Annotated in this window: 19 protein-coding genes and 1 pseudogene; 10 read left to right on the top strand and 10 right to left on the bottom strand. The window is 58.1% G+C overall.

Going from position 1 to position 17,339, the window contains the following annotated elements; all coding sequences use genetic code 11:
- The first annotated feature begins 55 nt into the window (after positions 1–55).
- The 3 genes from ABC336_RS28185 (at position 56) to ABC336_RS28175 (ending at position 2,411) form a co-directional block, all read left to right on the top strand.
- Positions 56–394, top strand: a complete 339-nt coding sequence (locus ABC336_RS28185) for a L,D-transpeptidase (RefSeq protein WP_413241823.1) — start codon at positions 56–58, stop codon at positions 392–394.
- A gap of 173 nt (positions 395–567) precedes the next feature.
- Positions 568–1,554 carry an S-layer homology domain-containing protein gene (locus tag ABC336_RS28180; RefSeq protein ID WP_413241822.1) on the top strand — a complete coding sequence of 329 codons (987 nt, stop codon included), beginning with the start codon at positions 568–570 and terminating at the stop codon, positions 1,552–1,554.
- Positions 1,555–1,727: 173 nt separating this feature from the next.
- Positions 1,728–2,411 (top strand): PspA/IM30 family protein, encoded by a 684-nt coding sequence (locus ABC336_RS28175; RefSeq protein WP_413241821.1) that lies wholly within the window; start codon positions 1,728–1,730, stop codon positions 2,409–2,411.
- Between the two features lie 115 nt (positions 2,412–2,526).
- Here ABC336_RS28175 and ABC336_RS28170 read toward each other — a convergent pair whose 3' ends face one another.
- Positions 2,527–3,264: a uracil-DNA glycosylase gene (locus ABC336_RS28170; protein ID WP_413241820.1), complete on the bottom strand. Its 738-nt coding sequence runs from the start codon at positions 3,262–3,264 to the stop codon at positions 2,527–2,529.
- Positions 3,265–3,456: 192 nt separating this feature from the next.
- Between ABC336_RS28170 and ABC336_RS28165 the strand changes: the two genes are divergently transcribed.
- The gene (locus ABC336_RS28165; RefSeq protein ID WP_413241819.1) at positions 3,457–3,717 is read left to right on the top strand and encodes a hypothetical protein; all 261 of its coding nucleotides are present in this window, start codon (positions 3,457–3,459) and stop codon (positions 3,715–3,717) included.
- A 326-nt stretch (positions 3,718–4,043) separates the two neighbouring features.
- Positions 4,044–5,582, top strand: a complete 1,539-nt coding sequence (locus ABC336_RS28160; protein ID WP_413241818.1) for a sulfatase family protein — start codon at positions 4,044–4,046, stop codon at positions 5,580–5,582.
- A 78-nt stretch (positions 5,583–5,660) separates the two neighbouring features.
- On the opposite strand, the gene ABC336_RS28155 is transcribed toward ABC336_RS28160, so the two are convergent.
- Together ABC336_RS28155 and ABC336_RS28150 are read right to left on the bottom strand one after the other, a co-directional pair.
- The gene (locus tag ABC336_RS28155; protein WP_413241817.1) at positions 5,661–5,843 is read right to left on the bottom strand and encodes a hypothetical protein; all 183 of its coding nucleotides are present in this window, start codon (positions 5,841–5,843) and stop codon (positions 5,661–5,663) included.
- A gap of 28 nt (positions 5,844–5,871) precedes the next feature.
- On the bottom strand, positions 5,872–6,411 hold the full coding sequence (locus ABC336_RS28150; RefSeq protein ID WP_413241816.1) for an NAD(P)H-dependent oxidoreductase: 540 nt from the start codon (positions 6,409–6,411) through the stop codon (positions 5,872–5,874).
- Positions 6,412–6,656: 245 nt separating this feature from the next.
- Here ABC336_RS28150 and ABC336_RS28145 point away from each other — a divergent pair, with 245 nt between their 5' ends.
- From ABC336_RS28145 to ABC336_RS28130, 4 genes and pseudogenes are all read left to right on the top strand, one after another.
- Complete coding sequence (locus ABC336_RS28145; protein WP_413241815.1) at positions 6,657–7,559, top strand: FMN-binding protein; 903 nt, start codon at positions 6,657–6,659, stop codon at positions 7,557–7,559.
- Positions 7,560–7,612: 53 nt separating this feature from the next.
- Positions 7,613–9,458: pseudogene (locus ABC336_RS28140) on the top strand (NAD(P)/FAD-dependent oxidoreductase).
- A 40-nt stretch (positions 9,459–9,498) separates the two neighbouring features.
- Positions 9,499–9,918, top strand: coding sequence for a hypothetical protein (locus ABC336_RS28135; RefSeq protein WP_413241814.1), 420 nt, complete (start codon positions 9,499–9,501; stop codon positions 9,916–9,918).
- Positions 9,919–9,987: 69 nt separating this feature from the next.
- Entirely contained in the window at positions 9,988–10,971 is a 984-nt protein-coding gene (locus tag ABC336_RS28130) for a polyprenyl synthetase family protein (RefSeq protein WP_413241813.1), read from the top strand.
- 32 nt (positions 10,972–11,003) lie between these two features.
- Here ABC336_RS28130 and ABC336_RS28125 read toward each other — a convergent pair whose 3' ends face one another.
- The 7 genes from ABC336_RS28125 to ABC336_RS28095 form a co-directional block, all read right to left on the bottom strand.
- Entirely contained in the window at positions 11,004–11,501 is a 498-nt protein-coding gene (locus tag ABC336_RS28125; RefSeq protein WP_413241812.1) for a DUF2569 domain-containing protein, read from the bottom strand.
- A 254-nt stretch (positions 11,502–11,755) separates the two neighbouring features.
- Positions 11,756–12,688, bottom strand: a complete 933-nt coding sequence (locus ABC336_RS28120; protein WP_413241811.1) for a prenyltransferase — start codon at positions 12,686–12,688, stop codon at positions 11,756–11,758.
- 32 nt (positions 12,689–12,720) lie between these two features.
- Positions 12,721–13,293, bottom strand: a complete 573-nt coding sequence (locus ABC336_RS28115) for an energy-coupling factor transporter transmembrane component T (RefSeq protein WP_413241810.1) — start codon at positions 13,291–13,293, stop codon at positions 12,721–12,723.
- A gap of 213 nt (positions 13,294–13,506) precedes the next feature.
- Positions 13,507–14,361, bottom strand: coding sequence for an ATP-binding cassette domain-containing protein (locus tag ABC336_RS28110; protein WP_413242630.1), 855 nt, complete (start codon positions 14,359–14,361; stop codon positions 13,507–13,509).
- The gene (locus tag ABC336_RS28105; protein ID WP_413241809.1) at positions 14,304–15,188 is read right to left on the bottom strand and encodes an ATP-binding cassette domain-containing protein; all 885 of its coding nucleotides are present in this window, start codon (positions 15,186–15,188) and stop codon (positions 14,304–14,306) included. Before ABC336_RS28105 ends, ABC336_RS28110 begins: the two co-directional genes overlap by 58 nt.
- Positions 15,189–15,203: 15 nt before the next feature.
- Positions 15,204–15,749, bottom strand: a complete 546-nt coding sequence (locus ABC336_RS28100) for a Gx transporter family protein (RefSeq protein ID WP_413241808.1) — start codon at positions 15,747–15,749, stop codon at positions 15,204–15,206.
- Complete coding sequence (locus tag ABC336_RS28095) at positions 15,733–16,110, bottom strand: NusG domain II-containing protein (RefSeq protein WP_413241807.1); 378 nt, start codon at positions 16,108–16,110, stop codon at positions 15,733–15,735. Before ABC336_RS28095 ends, ABC336_RS28100 begins: the two co-directional genes overlap by 17 nt.
- Before the next feature lie 131 nt (positions 16,111–16,241).
- Between ABC336_RS28095 and ABC336_RS28090 the strand changes: the two genes are divergently transcribed.
- On the top strand, positions 16,242–17,303 hold the full coding sequence (locus ABC336_RS28090) for an FAD:protein FMN transferase (protein ID WP_413241806.1): 1,062 nt from the start codon (positions 16,242–16,244) through the stop codon (positions 17,301–17,303).
- Positions 17,304–17,339: the final 36 nt, after the last annotated feature.

The raw sequence follows: 17,339 nt of genomic DNA, 5'->3' as shown, positions 1-17,339 counted from the left end.
GCTCCCCCGTCCCGAACATAGGATAGACTACCTATCATCGGATGAGGTGAGCGCTATGCCCAATTATCGCATCATCGTCGATCTCTCCGAGCGGCAGCTCTATCTGCTCGACGGCAACACCGTGGTCCGCGGATTCCCAGTCGCCATCGGCAAGATGCTGACGAAGACCCCGACCGGAGAGTTCAAGATCGTCAACAAGCAGCCCGACCCGGGCGGCCCGTTCGGCGCATACTGGATGGGGCTATCCAAGCCCCACTACGGCATCCACGGCACCAACGATCCGGCTTCGATCGGAAGAGCCGTCTCCCATGGATGCATCCGGATGTACAACGAAGACGTCGTGGAGCTGGCCGCCATCGTCCCGCTTGAGACGCGGGTGACGATCCGCCCCTGAGCCCGCCCCTAGCGGGCTCTTTTTGCTTCGAAGCACGCTCCCGCCCTTGGCGGCTCGGAAACGCGGGGGAGCCAAACAAATTCAGATCGGCTGCAACCTTTCACTGCGGCGCGGCGTCTAGGGGATAGACAAAGAGAGAGAGAATGTCCACTATTCTAGCACCGAGGTGATGAATGATGAAAAAGAAACCTTTACTCCTGCTGCTGATGTCCGTGATGCTCGTCTTCGCCCTGGGGCAGTCGGTTCTGGCCTTCTCGGATACCGCGAGCGATCCGAATGCCGCCAAGATTGAAGAATTGAAGCAGCGCGGCATCATCAGCGGCGAGAACGGCAAGTTTATCCCCAAAGGCAAACTGACCCATGCAGCGGCCGTGTCCCTGCTCGTCAAAGGCTTTGACCTGAACCTGGACGGCATCAACTTCGTCAAGGAACCGAAAGCAAGCGACTACTTTACCAATGTAAACGACAATGCCTGGTACGCTGACGCCTTCATCATCGCAGGCGCGCTGAATCTGGGACTCCCGCGCGATCTGCAGCCCAATGGCGAGATCACGCGCGAGCAATACGCACATGCTCTCATGGAGGCTGTCTACACTACCGGGGATTATGCATTTATCGAAATCTACATCGGAATGGCCGACGAAGCCGACGTGGATCCAGCCTATATGGGCGGCGTACAACGCGTGCTGATCAGCAAGTTTGCAGAGCTGGACGCCAACCAGAACTTCCACCCGAAAGCCGCCATTACCCGCAGCGATGCGGCGAGCTGGCTGCTGAAAGCCATCAAGTTTGTCGAGTCCACTCCTCCTATCGAGCCCCTGCCGGAAGAGCCATACACATCGCCGCTGAGCGAGCTGAAGTTCGAGACCGAAGCGGTGAATGAAGACATCCAGAAAGTGACAGTCACGGCGACTGTCCCTCACCCTGGTTACGGCCTCCGCATCGTCTCAATCACCTTCCTGGAGGACCAGGCGGAGGTGCTCGTTGCGCCGACTTATCCGGACCCGGATATGATGTATCCGCAAGTCATCACTGACGTAAGTGCAACCACTTATGTGAGCAGCGATTACAAGGTCGTGCTTGTCGAAGAGCTGGCAAGCATCGGCGGCGGGTCCGACAGCGTGGTCGCATCTCCGCCATCGGCACCGGCTGCACAATAATTACGATTTTCTTTACCCGCGATCTCTTGCAGATCGCTTTTTTTTCGTATACGCTTGAAACTAGGCGAGGTTTTCTACGTATAACAATCTTACAATCCGAAAACCCAAGATCATCAAGCGACTGCTAGCGCCAGCAGCGGCTGGGTGACTATCAAGAAGGAGGCTGCAAGACGATGTCTATTTTCAAACGACTGCGCGACCTGACACTGTCCAACGTCTATGCCCTGATCGAGAAAGCAGAGGATCCGATTAAAATGACGGATCAGTACATCCGGGACATGCAAGCGGATCTGGAGGATGCGGAGAAGGCGGTCGCAGCCCAGATCGCCCTGGAGAAGCGCTTCAAGCAGCAGTACGAGGAGCAGCAAGCCCTCGTCCAGCGTCGTACAGAGCAGGCCCATATGGCCGCCAAGGCGCAAAATGTCGACCTCGCCCGCCGGGCGCTGGAAGAAAAAAATGCCGCCGAACAGAAGATGAACGAGTTCAAGGCGAGCTACGACCAGAACAAAGCCGCGGCCGACAACCTGCGCGGCAAACTCGACGAGATGCGCAAGCAGCTCACCGAGATGAAGAACAAGCGCGAGACGCTGGTTGCGCGGTATAATGCCGCCAAGGCGCAAAAAGAAATCAATCGCGCCATGTCCGGCTTCGGAAGCGATACGGCTAGCGCCGGTCTGAAGCGGATGGAGGAGCGGATGCTGCAGATGGAAGCGCAAGCCGAAGCGAGCAACGAGATGCTGGGCAGCAAAGGCCCGTCGCTGGACGACGAATTTGCCGCACTTGGCAAGGATCAAGCCGTCGAGGACGAGTTGGCCGCACTGCTCAAGCAATACGACAAATCGGATTCGCAAGGCTAAAAAGAAAAGCAACGACCAACCGCCTGTGCAGGCCGGGAGCATCCGGCAAGCACAGGCGGTTTGCTGTCTGAAGCCGTCCTAGTCGGCTTGTCCGGGGCAGGAGCTGCCCGGTAGATCAGGACTCCTCTCCGGCTGCCGACTCCCGGTCCGCGGCTGTGCTCGGGTCCGCAGCAGCCGGCTCGGCCGGGATGCACCAGTTGATCGGCTCCCGGCCGATCGACCGCAGGAACGCATTGGTCCGGGAGAACGGCCGGCTGCCGAAGAAGCCCCGATGCGCGGCAAACGGACTCGGATGCGCCGTCGCGATCACATGATGACGGCTCCGGTCGATAAATGAGGCCTTGTCCTGCGCATGCTTGCCCCACAGGATGAACACGACCGGCTCCTCGCGCTCGTTGAGGGCGCCGATGACGCGGTCGGTGAAACGCTCCCAGCCGATACCTTTGTGGGAATGGGCTGCCCCGCCCTGCACCGTCAGCACCGTGTTGAGCAGCAGGACGCCCTGCTTGGCCCAGGCGACCAGCGAGCCGTGCGGCGGGACCTTGCAGCCCTCATCGTCCGCCAGCTCCTTGTAGATGTTCTGCAGGGACGGCGGCGTGCGCACACCGGGCTGTACGGAGAAGCTGAGCCCGTGCGCCTGCCCCGGACCATGATACGGATCCTGGCCGAGGATTACGACCCGGGTGCCGGCATAGGACGTAAAATGCAGCGCATTGAAAATATCGTGCATCGGCGGGTACACCGTCTGCTCCCGGTATTGAGCAGCCAGATAGGTGCGCATCTCCTTGTAATAGGGCTGCTCCAGCTCCGGCTCCAGCAGCTCGGCCCAGTCATTGCGGAAGATCGTTGACATCACTTACGCTCCTTACTATTAAATAGAGTTACAAACGAACCGTCGGCGGGCCATGCGAACTTTTTGAACAACCTCTATTATAAAATAAGCGTTAAGCGGGAACAATAAGTGATGCGCTTATATTGACAACATACCCGTAAAAAAGTTATGCTTACAAAGCACTTGCAAATCTATTCGTATAGGTGGGACACTATGTCTACAAAACTGGTGATTAAGGATATCGTACCTTCTGACCGCAACGAGGAAACCGGGCTGTATCAATATATCGCAACGCTGTCCAATCAAGCCAAATGCCGGTTGTTTTTCAGCAAGAACCCCGATTGGAAGCTGATCGGCGTCAACCGCCTGCTGAACATCCCATGCCCGATCTGCCGCAAGGATTATTACTGCAACTGCATGAGCAATCACGCCGGAGAGCTGGAGCGGCAAGTGCTCGAGAACAATATGATCTAGTCCAGCCGCAGCACGGAGCCTATGGGGCTTCTTTTTTTTGCCCGAATATCTGCCAGGGAACACCTCCAGCTCGCCGAGCGTACTCGGCAGGCCTCTTGCAGCAGCGGGTCAGCGCGCAAGTCTCCGCTCATCCCTCTTCCCCTTGGAACAACTCGCCCCGGCAGTGCCTCGCGATGCCCGAGTAATCCGCATCATCTCCCGACAGCGTATACTGTCGGCCGATACACCTTCGCAGACGAGATAACAAAATGACAAGATAAACCTTACATATGGCTATTTAGTAGTTGATATTTTTCTTGTAATATCAGTATTTGAGGTGATATGCCATGTCAAAAAAACCTAACATTTTACTAATTACAAGCGATCAGCAGCATTGGAACACGCTCGGCGCTTTCATGCCGGAGCTCTCGACACCAAACCTGGACCGGCTGGTGCGGGAAGGTACAACCTTCGACCGGGCCTACTGCCCCAACCCAACCTGTACACCGAGCCGGGCTTCGATCATTACGGGGATGTACCCGAGCCAACATGGCGCGTGGACGCTGGGCACCAAGCTCCTGGAAGACCGCCATACGGTAGGGGAAGACTTCGCTGCCGCCGGATACCGGACAGCTCTGGTGGGCAAGGCGCATTTCCAGCCGCTAAGATCGACGGAAGCCTACCCCTCGATGGAAGCCTATCCGCTGCTGCAGGATCTGGACTACTGGCGGCAATTCCATGGACCCTTCTATGGCTTCGACCATGTCGAGCTGGCTCGCAATCATACCAATGAAGCCCATGTCGGCCAGCACTATGCGGTGTGGCTGGAGGAGCAGGGCTGCAGCGACTGGCGGCGTTATTTCCTGCCGCCTACAGGCACGATGGATCCGGCCCAGACCTACTCGTGGCCGATCCCGGAGAAATATCATTACAATTCGTGGATAGCCGAGCGTACGGGCTCCCTGTTGGAACAATACAAAGAAGCAGATGACCCCTTCTTCCTGTGGGCCAGCTTCTTCGACCCGCATCCGGAATATCTGGTGCCGGAGCCGTGGGCCTCCATGTATGACGACAAACCGCTGACCATCCCGTCCGTGACGGCCGGAGAGCATGACTGCAATCCGCCCCACTTCGGCCTGACGCAAGAAGACGAACCGGACTTCTCACATCTGGCCGAGACCGGCTATGGCATTCACGGCTACCGGTCCCATCACTACTACGAGTATGGGGAGAAGAAACGGCTGACCGATGAGGACCGCAAGAAGCTGGTATCCGTCTATTACGGCATGATCACCATGATGGACAAATACATCGGCCGGATCCTGGACAAGCTGGATGCGCTGGGGTTGACCGAGGATACGCTAGTCGTCTTCACGACCGATCACGGCCATTTCTTCGGACAACACGGGCTCCAGGCCAAGGGCGGCTTTCATTATGAAGACCTGATCCGGCTGCCGTTCGTCGCCCGCTATCCAGGCCGGATCCCTGCTGGGAAGCGTACGCAAGCCATCCAGTCGCTGGTCGATCTCGCGCCGACCTTCCTGTCCTTCTGCGATCTGCCGATCCCGCATGCGATGACAGGCGTCAACCAGCGGGACGTCTGGCTGGGACGCCGCGAGGCAGCGCGGGATCATGCGATCTGCGAGTTCCGGCATGAGCCGACGACGATCCATCAGAAGACGTATGTCGATGCACGGTACAAGATCACCGTGTATTACAACCAGGTCTACGGCGAACTGTTCGATCTGGAAGCGGATCCGGGAGAACTCCGCAACCTGTGGGATGACCCGGGCAGCCAGCCGCTTAAGGCGGAACTGCTGCTCAAGTATGCGTGGGCCGAGCTGGGCAAGGAACCGATGCCGATGCCGCGCATCCATCACGCTTAGGAGCCTCGCCCAGCTGGCTGCGGGTTCGTCAGTGAGGTCACCTGCAACGTCCCTTTCTGCCGCTAGGCCGGCGACTTCCTATGCGCTAACCAACCGGACAGCCGAGAAGAGCGGCAGGAGCAGCACGCCGATTCGCCCCACATTCTCTGCCATTGAAAAAAACTTGCGAGGAACGGGCGCCATCTCTCCCGCCTTAATCGGCGGTGCCAGGATGCGCAGCAGGTTGGGCATCAGGATCAGACAAGGAATCCACAGGTTCACAAGGTTAACCCTAGGGTCATGTCTTCCCTCAGTAACTGCCCGCAATATCGGCCAGCACCTCTTCCCCATATTGCAATGCCGCTGCAGTCAGCTCCCCTTCGCTGAGCTGCAGCGCGTCGCACACAGCAAATAGGGGCAGCCAACGCGCGCCGACCAGGTTGGCCGTCGCTTCGAAGGGTCGCAGCATCTCCTCCAGCGTATACTTGTTGTACCCTTCCCCGCCGTAAGAAGCCGCCGGGCTGCCCGCAGTTACCGCTACCCGCCATTCCTGTCCATGCAGCCGATCCCCGCCCGGTCCGTAAGCCCAGCCGAAGGTCAGCACTTCATCCAGCCAATGCTTGAGCAACGGCGGCGCACTATACCACCAGAGCGGGAACTGAAACACTACACGTTTGTGCTGCAGCAGCAGCTCCTGCTCCCTCTTCACATCGATGTTGCCCTCCGGGTAACAGGCATATAGATCATGAACCGTTACCCCTTTAGCAGTCAGCATGAGTTCCGTCAGACGCCGATTCACCCGGGAGCCGCCCTGAAGTCCGGGGTGTACCACAATGATCAAAGTATGCATGTTCGTTTCTCCTCCTGCCTCATCACCAAGCACAGCTGCTCTGCGTGACGTAAGATACTTCGAACTATAACCCATCCCCCTTCTGTTCCCTATGACAAAAATCACGCCTCCTTAAGCCAAACGCCGCTTCCCTTGCTCTTGGTAAAAAAAATTTGTTTTTGTGATAACTTTCACAACCTTGAACAGAGAAATGCGATATGGTTGATATGTGAACAAATTCACAAAAGAAAACGGAGGGTTCAGCAATGAAAAAAATGTGGAACAGCATGCTTATTCTATCCTTGATGATCGCCTTGATGTCCGGCTGCGGCGGCAACAACGCGGGCAATGGTCCCGAGAACACGCCGCCGGCCGATCCCGCCCCGCCCGCTACAACCGCTCCAGATGCAGAAGGCGAACTGGCTGACGGCCTCTACTATGCGGAAGGCGAGTACGCTGAGAAGTCCGGCTGGAAAGAAGTCGTCGCGCTTGAAGTGCAAGATGGCAATATCACCAGCGTCCACTGGAACGGTCTGCACCGCGATGGCGGCCTCGATAAGCGTACCGCTTCGGCCAGCGGGGCTTACGGTATGGTGGCCCATGGCGGCGCTGCCGCCGAGTGGCATGAGCAAGCGGCCAAAGCCGAGCAGTTCGTCATCCAGCAGCAAAATGCCCAAAGCCTGCAGCCGGGCGAGGATGGCAAAACCGATGCCGTCTCCGGCGTATCGATCGGTGTCGGCGAGTTCTCCGCCCTGATTGATCAGGCGCTGGCAGCGGGGCCCGTCGAGCCCGGTCCTTATAAAGACGGCACCTACCTTGCGGAAGCGGCAGAATTTGATGCCAAATCCGGCTGGAAGGAAAGTGTCACGCTCACTGTCATTGGCGGCAAGATCGCTGCGGTCAGATGGAACGGCACCCACAGGGATGGCGGCACCGACAAAGTGACCCGCTCCAAGGATGGCGAGTACGGGATGGTTGCGAAGGGCGGCGCCCAGGCCGAATGGCATGAGCAAGCACACATCGCCGAGCAATATTTGCTGGAGCAGCAGGATCCGGCCGCGATCGTCTACCGCGCAGAGGACGGCAAGACGGATGCGATATCCGGCGTCTCCATCCATGTCGACGGCTTCGTCCAGTTGGCAGATGAAGCGCTGGCCGGGGCGAGGTAACGCGGCACGACTGCATCTGTGATTACTACTACACCCTTAAGGGGGCATACCCAATGAAACGAATCATCGTCCTGGGCGGCGGCTATGGGGGCGTGTTAACCGCCAAAAAGCTGGCGAATCGGCTGCGTAAGCGCCGCGACATCTCTATTACCCTGATCGACCGCAAACCGTTCCACACGCTGCTCACCGAGCTGCATGAGGTCGCGGCGGGCAGGGTCGAAGAGGACTCCATCAAGATTGATCTGAAGAAGATTCTCCGGCTTCCGCAACGTAGAGGTCGTACTCGACCATATCGGTGACATCGATTTTGAACAGCAAACGCTGCAGGGCCGGCAGCAAACGTACGTTTACGACTATCTGGTGATCGGCACGGGGAGCAAGCCCACCTTCTTCGGCATCCCCGGCGCCGAGCAGCATGCGCTGACGCTATGGTCATATGAAGATGCGATCCGGCTGAAGGAGCATACGCAGCACATGTTCCGCAGCGCTATCAAGGAGCAGGATCCTCAGATCCGCAAGGAAATGCTGACGTTCGTCGTGGTCGGCGGCGGCTTCACCGGCGTCGAGATGATCGGCGAGCTGGCTGAATATACACAGGAGCTGTGCAAGGCATTTCATGTCGATCCCGCCGAGGTCTCGCTCCATGTCGCAGATATGATGGATCGCATCCTTCCCATCCTGCCGCAGCCGCTCATCGCCAAGTCGGAGAAGCGGCTGCGCAAGATGGGCGTCCAGATCTCCACCGGCGCCAAGATTACTGAGGTCAAGGCGAACGGCGTTACGGTCGGAGGGAACGATATCCTCTCCCGCACCGTGATCTGGACTGCAGGTGTCGAAGGCGCAGATCTGGTCGGCGAGCTTGATATCGAGCAGAAGGGCCGCCGGCGGATCCTGACCAACGACAAACTGCAGGTACCTGCCCATGAGAATGTGTATGTGGTGGGTGACAACATCTTCTATATCCCGGAAGGCGCAGAGCATCCTGTACCGCAGATGGTCGAGAACGCCGAGCTTGCGGCACCGGTCATCGCTCATAACATCGCGTCAGAGTTTTTGAAGACACCGAAAAAGTCATATCAGCCTACGTTTCACGGCACGATGGTCTGTATCGGCAGCCGTTACGGGGTTGCCAATGTGGGGATCCCCGGCATGATGTTCAAGCTGAGCGGCCTGCCCGCTATGGCCGTCAAGCATCTCATCAACCTCGTCTATCTGTTCCAGGTGTGCGGATTCAATAAGGTGTATCACTATATCCTGCACGAATTCGTCCACGTCCGTAACAATCGCAGTTTCCTGGGCGGACACTTCGCCAAACGATCGCCGAACTTCTGGCTGGTGCCGCTGCGGCTCCTCGCCGGTGGCATGTGGTTCCTCCAAGGCTGGGATAAGATCATCAAGATCTTCAAGGACCCGGGCCATGTGTTCCTCATCCCTGCTCAAGCGGCTGACGGCACCTCAGGAGCAACAGCCACAGCAGATGCGGTATCCGCAGCATCCGCCCATACCGAGACGGCCTTGTCCGCCCTGCCGGTTCCGGACTTCGTCCAGTCAATCGTCGATTGGTCAATGGGGCTGATGTTCTTCCATGCCGACGGCAGCTACAATGCATTGGCCTATATCTTCCAGGCCTCGATGGTGCTGGCCGAGCTCATCGTCGGTCTCCTGCTGATCGCCGGATTGTTCAGCGCGCCGGCTGCCGCCGCCTCTGTCGCGATGGGCGCGATGATATGGATCTCCGGGATGGCTCCGTACGATATGCTCTGGTACATGGCAGCGGGCATCGCCCTGATCGGCGGCTCGGGCAGCACCTTTGGACTCGATTATTACGTCTATCCTTGGCTCAAAAAAATATGGCGCCGTATCCCGTTGGTCCGGCGTTGGTATACCTACACCGACTAATCTATGCCGCACGGGCGCATAGCGAAGGAGTGTGAGAACAATGACAACGAAGCTGATCCATGACGCCCTCCGGCTGCTGCGCGACCAGTTGGATCCCGGAGTCGAGATGATCTTCACGCCGGACGCGGTGGAGATCGAAGATATTGCGACGCTGCTCCAGACTCATACGTTGGACTATAACCGTAAAGTTACGATATTGGCCTGCTGCATCCTGATCCGGCTGGCTGTCTTGAAGCATCTGCAACTGACTCTGGAGGACAATGCTCTGCTGACGCGGAGTATCCTTGACGGCGATTACTTGAGTGGGCTGCTATACCGCCTTGCCTCCAAACGCAGAGAATGGCGGCTGCTGCTCAATGGCTCACCCCGCTGCAGAAACGGATGCAGCTCGCGCTGCTGCGGGGCCGGCCAGCCGATGCGCTGTTCGCCGAACACCGGAGACACATCGCCGATTATCTGAATCAATCGTGTGCTTAGGCTGAAACAATTCATCCTTTTGGATACGACTTTAAGGAGGAGGACACGCGTCATGAAGCTTCATCAACAGCTGGGCATCAATCTGGAGGTCATCGACGAGACGCTGCGGGAGGTCGTCCTCTCTGACCGCGACCTCTCCCCCTCATCTCCTGTTCGCAAGGGAATCCTGCAGCTGATCCATGCCGGAGGCAAACGGCTGCGGCCGCTCATGGTGATCGTGGGCAGCCGGTTCGGCAGGCTGGAGCGGCGGCGGCCCGTGCTGAAGATAGCTGCCATGGTAGAATATCTGCATATGGCTTCGCTGATCCATGACGATATCATCGATCAAGCCGCACTTCGCCGCGGCGTGCCGACGCTGCATACGCTGACGGATATCCCGACTGCCGTCGTGACCGGCAATTATATGATGGCCCGTGTGTTGGAGTGGGCTGCGGAAGGGGCGCCGGACCGGGAGCCCGACGAACAGGAACGGCGCCAATCGCTGCTGCTCGCCAGCGTCTCGGAGCTGTGCGTCGGAGAATATCATCAGTTGGACAACCGTTTTAACTACGATCTGTCACTGGAGCGGTACCTGGACAAAACAAGACGCAAGACCGCCCTCCTCATGGCGCTCTGCCTGCGTGCTGGCGCTGAAGCGACAGGCGCGGACACCGGAACAGCCGAGCGCCTCTACCAGTTCGGCGAGGCACTCGGCATGGCGTTTCAGATTCGCGACGACGTGCTGGACTTCACGCAGCAGGAGTTGATTGCAGGCAAACCAGTCGGCGCCGATCTTCGCAATGGCAATGTTACGCTACCCGTACTCTACGCACTCGAAGATCCCGAACTTGCGAAGATGATCCGTGTACTCGGTCTGGACAGCGATGCCCCTGCCTTCGACGAGGTTATCCATCGTATCGCTGCCAGCCCGGCCATCGCGCGCGCCCGCAAGCTTGCCGATACGTATGCGGAGGCAGCCCTCGCGCTGATCCGGCAATTGGAACCCCACCCCGCAGCTCCGCAGCTGCGCATCCTCGCGCAGTACTTTCTCCGCTGACCAGTCTTGATAAAGTCATCTTCTTCACGCTCCTATTGCACAAAGGTATTCTCCACACGTTCGGATTTTAAGAAATACGGGATGAAGATGGCACAGGTCAGCCCTTCCCTGATGACCGTCCTGATTGCTTTGCCGTCTTGCGGTTCCAGAAACGCCGGGATCTGATAGATGATGATCGCATCAATAATACTGATCAGCAGAAGAAGACTATAGAACATAATCATCAGCCGCGGCACGATCCGTTTCTTTCGGTAAAAACAAACGAGAATAAAAATCGTAAACGCCATAAACAAAACGTTTTTGACCGCTTCAAAAATCAGGACCGGTCCGAATAGCGGATAATACAGCTCGGAATCCGGCGAAGTGAGGACGGGCCAGATCTCGGGACTAAAGCCAGACAGGGTGCTTAAGAAAAACTGTGCAGCTAACGAAAATAGGGCGCCGTACAAACCGATCTGCACCAAAATGAGCCAGCCGCCAAGTCCTTGCACGCCTAGCACACGATAAGAAATGGGATGTTCTCGTTCCAATAAGATTGCACGTCCTTTGCATGGTATGTACATCATAAAACAAATGAAAGTCAGAATATTATACTCAATATGCTGCACAGTCTAACCGATATAACCCCCTCCATGCACAGACTTCCAGGACTGGGTCAGAATGTCCATGCCGCTAACGTGGGCAAGACTCCAGACCCAGTCCTATCATGCCATGATATTCCAGATAAAGTAAGACGGCATCATCAAAAATTGTCGCAATCCTCAGACCTTGGTTCCGTACCGGATCAGCCGCCGAGAAGCGCGGCTGCAATCATCGTCAGGCCGATCAGCTGATAGACCTGGATCGTCCCGGCATTGGCCGCCAGGAAACGCGGCAGATCCTCCAGATGTCTAACCGCTGCCCGCACGGACCGCCAGGCCAGCGGGATCGTCGCGAGTGCCAGCAGCCAGTACAGATTGCCGGTTGTCCAGGCCAGCACGATCAGACTAAGATATGCGCATATGAACAAGCTGCCATAGACGATCAGACCGGGACGCTTGCCCAGACGCACCAGCCAGTTGCGCTTGCCGCCGCGAAGGTCGGCTTCATAATCCGGGTATTGGTTGATCCACAGGATCGCCATGACCAGGAAAGCGATCGGGATGCCGATCGCGGCGATCTGCCCGTCCAGTTGACCCGTCATCATGAGGTACATGCCGGAGATGAGCAGCGGACCGAATGCCAAGCCGACAGCACATTCGCCCAGACCGTTGTAGTTGAGCTTGAACGGCGGCAGACTGTAGGCGACGGCCAGCACGCCCCCGATCATGCCGATCCAGAAGACGTGCGGTTCGCGAAACCAGGCGATCAGCACCCCGACGGCAAATGCCGCGCCCAGCGTCGTCAAAGCGATCAGCGCCGTCTCGCCCAGCGACAGCCGGCCGTCGACGATCGTCTTCTTGCCGCCGCTAAACGGCGTGCGCTTGTCTGCGGCGACATAGCGGTCCACGCCGGTATAGTAGTCGATAAACTCATTGATCGCATTTTTGCCGATCTCGATCAGATAGATGCCCAGCAGTGCAAAGACGAACCAGCCGATATGGAAGATGCCCGTCTTGGCATAGGCAAGCGCCGTAGCAATTAACAGCGGTACGGTTGAAGCGATCCATATCTTGGGGTCGGCAAGCTGCCAGAATCCCCGCCAGCGTCTTCTCCATGTGCTCTCCACTGTCCTCATCTCCTTCATATTCATCCATTGTGCAGCAGATCTTACAGCATCGCGGCGGCCGTAACCGGCAGGGCAAACAGGACGAGAAACCAGCTATCAGCGGCCTGCCAGCCCAGTGAACGGTAAACGGTCCGGGCCATATCCAGCCGATAGCCGCGAGATTCCATCGCATCGGCAAGCGCCATCGCCCGACGGAAGGCGCCGGTGCTCACCGGGATCAGCAGCGCTGCCAGCAGTCGGGCCCGGCTGGCTAGCGGCTGGCGACGCAAGTCCAGCCCTCTCGATACTTGCGCCTTCCAGAGCCGCTCGGCCTCCTCGAACAAGGTGGGGACGAACCTCAGGGCGATGCCGAGCATCAGCGTCAGCCGGGGGATCGGGACCCCCAACAAGCTTAGCGGCGTGAGCACGCTGCTGAGTCCCTGCGCCAATCGGTCCGGCTGCGTCGTAAAGGTGAGCATGGCTGCATATATGATAAACAGGATCATCCGGCTCGCCGCGACGACGCCGCGCTCCAGGCCGCCGGTATAGAAAGCGAATGTCCCTAACTGCAGATAGCGGCTGCCCCCGTCCTCGACTAGCAAGTGGAAGAAAAAAATAAAGATCAGCAGAAACATTAACGGCTTTACCGCCCGTAAACGATCGGAACGGGATGCCCGTCATCCCGATCAAGAGGGCGGTGAACAAGGCTAGCACACCCGCTGCGGCGTACGTGTCCACGAGAAATACAGCTGCCATAAACAAAGGCAGAGAAACGATCTTAGCCCGGGGGTCCAGCTGATGCAGCCGTGAGTCCCCTGCAACGTATCGCCCGATCATCAGCCGTCGTCTCATCGGACTCCCCTCCTCTCCATCGCTTCCTGGATTGCCCCCGCCAGCACCGCAGGATCGGGGCGGAGCCCTTGGTCTACAAGTTCCAGCAGTTCGCTGAGCTGCCTGCCGATGCGAGCCGCCGCCGGGACGGTGACACCCGCAGCCTCCAGCACATCCGGGCGGCGCAGCAGTTCGTTACCGTCGCCTTGGAACAGCAGTCTCCCTGCCTGGAGGACGATATAATCCTGAGCATAGGGGGCCACATCTTCGATGCGGTGCGTAGCCACGATGACCGTCTTGCCCTCCTCCCGGCACATACGCGCAAGGCACGACATCAGGTCCGCGCGCCCGGCAGCATCAAGCGAGGCTGTCGGTTCATCCAGTGCGACGATGTCCGGCTCCGAAGCGAGTACGGAAGCGATCGCAGCCCGGCGCCGCTCTCCCGAACTCAGCTGAGCGGGCGATCTGGACAAGAATGCCTCCTCGAGCCCCACCCACTGGGCCGCCCGCCGGGCAGCTGCTGCAGCTTCCTCTTCACTGGCTCCGAAGTTCACTGGGCCAAAGCACAGATCCTGCTCCACCGTTTCTTCAAAGAGCTGCTGCTCCGGATATTGAAAGATAAGACCGACCCGCTTCCGCACATCGGCCAGCACCCGACGCTTGCAGGCTGCCTCGATCCGCAGAGAGTCGATCTGTACGCTCCCCCGAGCCGGCAGCAGCAGTCCGTTCATATGCTGCAGCAGAGTAGATTTGCCCGAGCCGGGAGCGCCTAAAACGGCCAACATTGTGCCTTTTTTCACATGAAAGTCCACATCTACAAGGCCAGGTCCATCCGGGTAGCTGTAGGATACCTGGTCGAATATAATGCCCATATCGCATGCACCGCTTCCTGTTCTGTAGTCCATTCGCCGATGTCCAAGCCACGCTGCTTAAGCTCGTTGCACAGCGCAACGACAAAGGGAATCTCAATCCGATGACTGCGGAGCAGCTCCTCATCACGCAGCAGCTCATCCGGCCGGCCGTCTGCAGCGATCTGACCGTCCTGCATCATGATCATCCGGTCGGCAGCCGCCATCTCTTCGATATCATGGGTAACCGAGATCATCGTGTACTGTCCAGTGGCCCGCAGCTGCGTCAGCCAGTCCAGCAGCTCGCGACGCGAAGCGGCATCCAGCATAGACATCGCTTCGTCCAGGATCAGAATATCCGGCTCCATGGCCAGCACTGCGGCGAGCGCCGCGCGCTGTTTTTGACCGCCTGAGAGCGTGCCGGGATGACGATCCAGCAGAGACGCGATACCGAGCTGCGCCGCCACCCTACTGATCCGCTCCTGCATCTCCTCCTGCGGCAGACAGCGATTCTCGAGTCCGAAGGCGAGATCGTCCGCCACCGTCAAGCCGACAAACTGGTCGTCCGGGCTCGCGAACACGACCCCTACCTGCTTCCGCACCTCCCATAGCGTCTCCGCTCGCAAAAGGCACCCTCCGACCGTAATCGTCCCCTGCTCCGCTGCCAGCAACCCGTTGATCAGCCGGACAAGCGTCGATTTGCCCGAGCCGTTGCCTCCTGTCACGCAGAGCCATTGTCCTTTTGGTACGGCCAAGGACATGCCGTTGATTACCGGCGCTTCATCAGGCCTTCTGCGGCAGACCACATCTTCGATGCGGATCGCGAGATCCTGCCGATCATCTTCCCTCATCCTCGCCGCCCCCTCTTAGAAGATGTCGCGGATGGGTCGGTACCATCCATTTCTTAACCATGAACCGCACAGATAGCTAGATGCCAGTCCGACGACGATTCCCGTAGCTATGCCTGTGACGAGCAGGAACGGCAGATACGCATAGATCTTGGTCGTCCCGAGCACCCATGCCGCGGCGGTCAACTGGCCGAGGTTATGGCAGATGCCGCCGGCCACGCTGATCGCAGTCAGACTGAAGCTCCCTCTCCCGAGTCTCAGCATCGTGAACATCACCACAAAGCTGAAGAGCGCCCCCAGTATGCTAAATAGAAAAGTCGAAAAACTGCCGAGTATGAATGCGGTAAGCAGAGTCTTGACCACGATCAGCATCAGCGTATCCTTGCCGTCAAAGAAGACCAGACCGACCACCACGACAATGTTGCCCAAGCCCAGCTTGGCGCCGGGTATCGCCACGGCAAACGGGATCAGCGATTCGATGATACCCAGGACGACGGCCAATGAAGCAAGAATGGCAATCAGCGTGAGCTTCCGCAGTCCTTGCGGATCACTTAACGACGGCATCGACCCCGCCTCCCCCGTCCAAGCTGTCCACCATCTCGACAAATACGCGATTGGGGAGACAGACGATCGTCTCCCTCTGATTGTGGATCCGCTTCATCGCCAGACACAGTTTGTCAGGGCAGTCGGCTTCGATCATTTTGACGCCTGCGCTTGAAACCTCCAGGACGTTATGTCCGCGCGCCGTGGGGATCTCGATGAACTGCACGGCACCGGTGACCTCCATTGTCGCGAACAGCTTGCCGTCGACTTCGATCCGGACGGCGGCTGCTTCCGCCACTTCGCCGCCGAACAGTTGGAAGCTCATCCATACGCCTACTATTAGCAGGACGGCCAATAACCACTTGTCTCCCTGTTTGCGCATGCTGCATTCCCCCACACCTTTTGATGCTTTTATTATCCGTCATTGTGCTTCCCGTCACTATGAGATACATCACAGGAGCCGACCTGCGCATCTGATACGATAAATAAAAGCCCCTGGACGGAGGAAACGCGATGATGAAAAAACAGCTTCGAAAAATACTGGTCTTTATCTTCTTGATGTCACTCTTTACTGCCGCATGCTCGCAAGGAAGCCCCCCGAAGTCGGATGGCGGACCTGCCGCGAGAAACTACTTCCTATTCAGTACGATCATTACGGTTCGTGTGTACGACGAGGGCATGACGGATAAACATTTCGATCGCATCCGCGAGCTGCTGGAAATTGTTGATCAGCAGATGAACCGTCAGCTCGCCGGCAGCGAGATCGACCAGGTCAATGCACAGGCCGGCGGTGGAGCCGTAGAAGTGTCGGAGGATACCTATGCGGTGGTAGAACAGGCGTTGCGATTCGCCCGATTGTCCGATGGCGCATTTGATCCGACAGTCGGACCGCTGGTCGATCTGTGGGCCATCGGCAATGGCGGCGCGTCAGTGCCGCCGCCCGATCAGATCGAAGCGGCGCTGGCTCTAGTGGGCCATGAACGGGTGGAGCTAGAGAGGGAGAAGAAGACGATTCGGCTGAACAAACGCGGGATGGGACTCGATCTGGGCGCGATCGCGAAGGGATATGCCGCCGATCTGATCGCGGAGTATCTCACGACAGAAGGCTTCGAGAGCGCCCTGATCGATCTGGGTGGCAATATCTTGGCTTTCGGTGCAAAGCCGGGGGGCGAGTCCTGGTCGATCGGCATCCAGGATCCTGCCGAGCAGCGCGGCGACCATCTGGGTACGCTACAGGCCATCGACAAAACCATCGTCACCTCCGGGGTCTATGAGCGCTTTTTTAAGACGGGGGGCCAAGTCTATCATCATATCCTAGACCCGGTGGGCGGATACCCTTTTCAGAACGACCTGCTGAGCGTCACGATCGTCTCCGATGTGTCCATGGTTGCCGATGCCCTCTCTACAACCGTGTTTGGGCTGGGACTGGACCGGGGAATGGCTTTTGTCGAGCAGTGGGAGGATGCTGAAGCCATCTTCGTGACCACAGATCACGAGGTGTATGTGACGGCCGGCCTGCAAGGGCGGTTCCAGCTCAGTCACAGCGGCTACCGGATGCCAGCTGGCGAATCTTGAATCGCAGGGCATCAACTGCAGGCTGTCCAGCTGAGG

Origin of the sequence: Paenibacillus jepli, from assembly GCF_047238105.1 — a bacterium.
Taxonomy (GTDB): Bacteria; Bacillota; Bacilli; order Paenibacillales; family Paenibacillaceae; genus Paenibacillus_D.
This window is presented reverse-complemented; position numbering and strand designations above follow the sequence as displayed.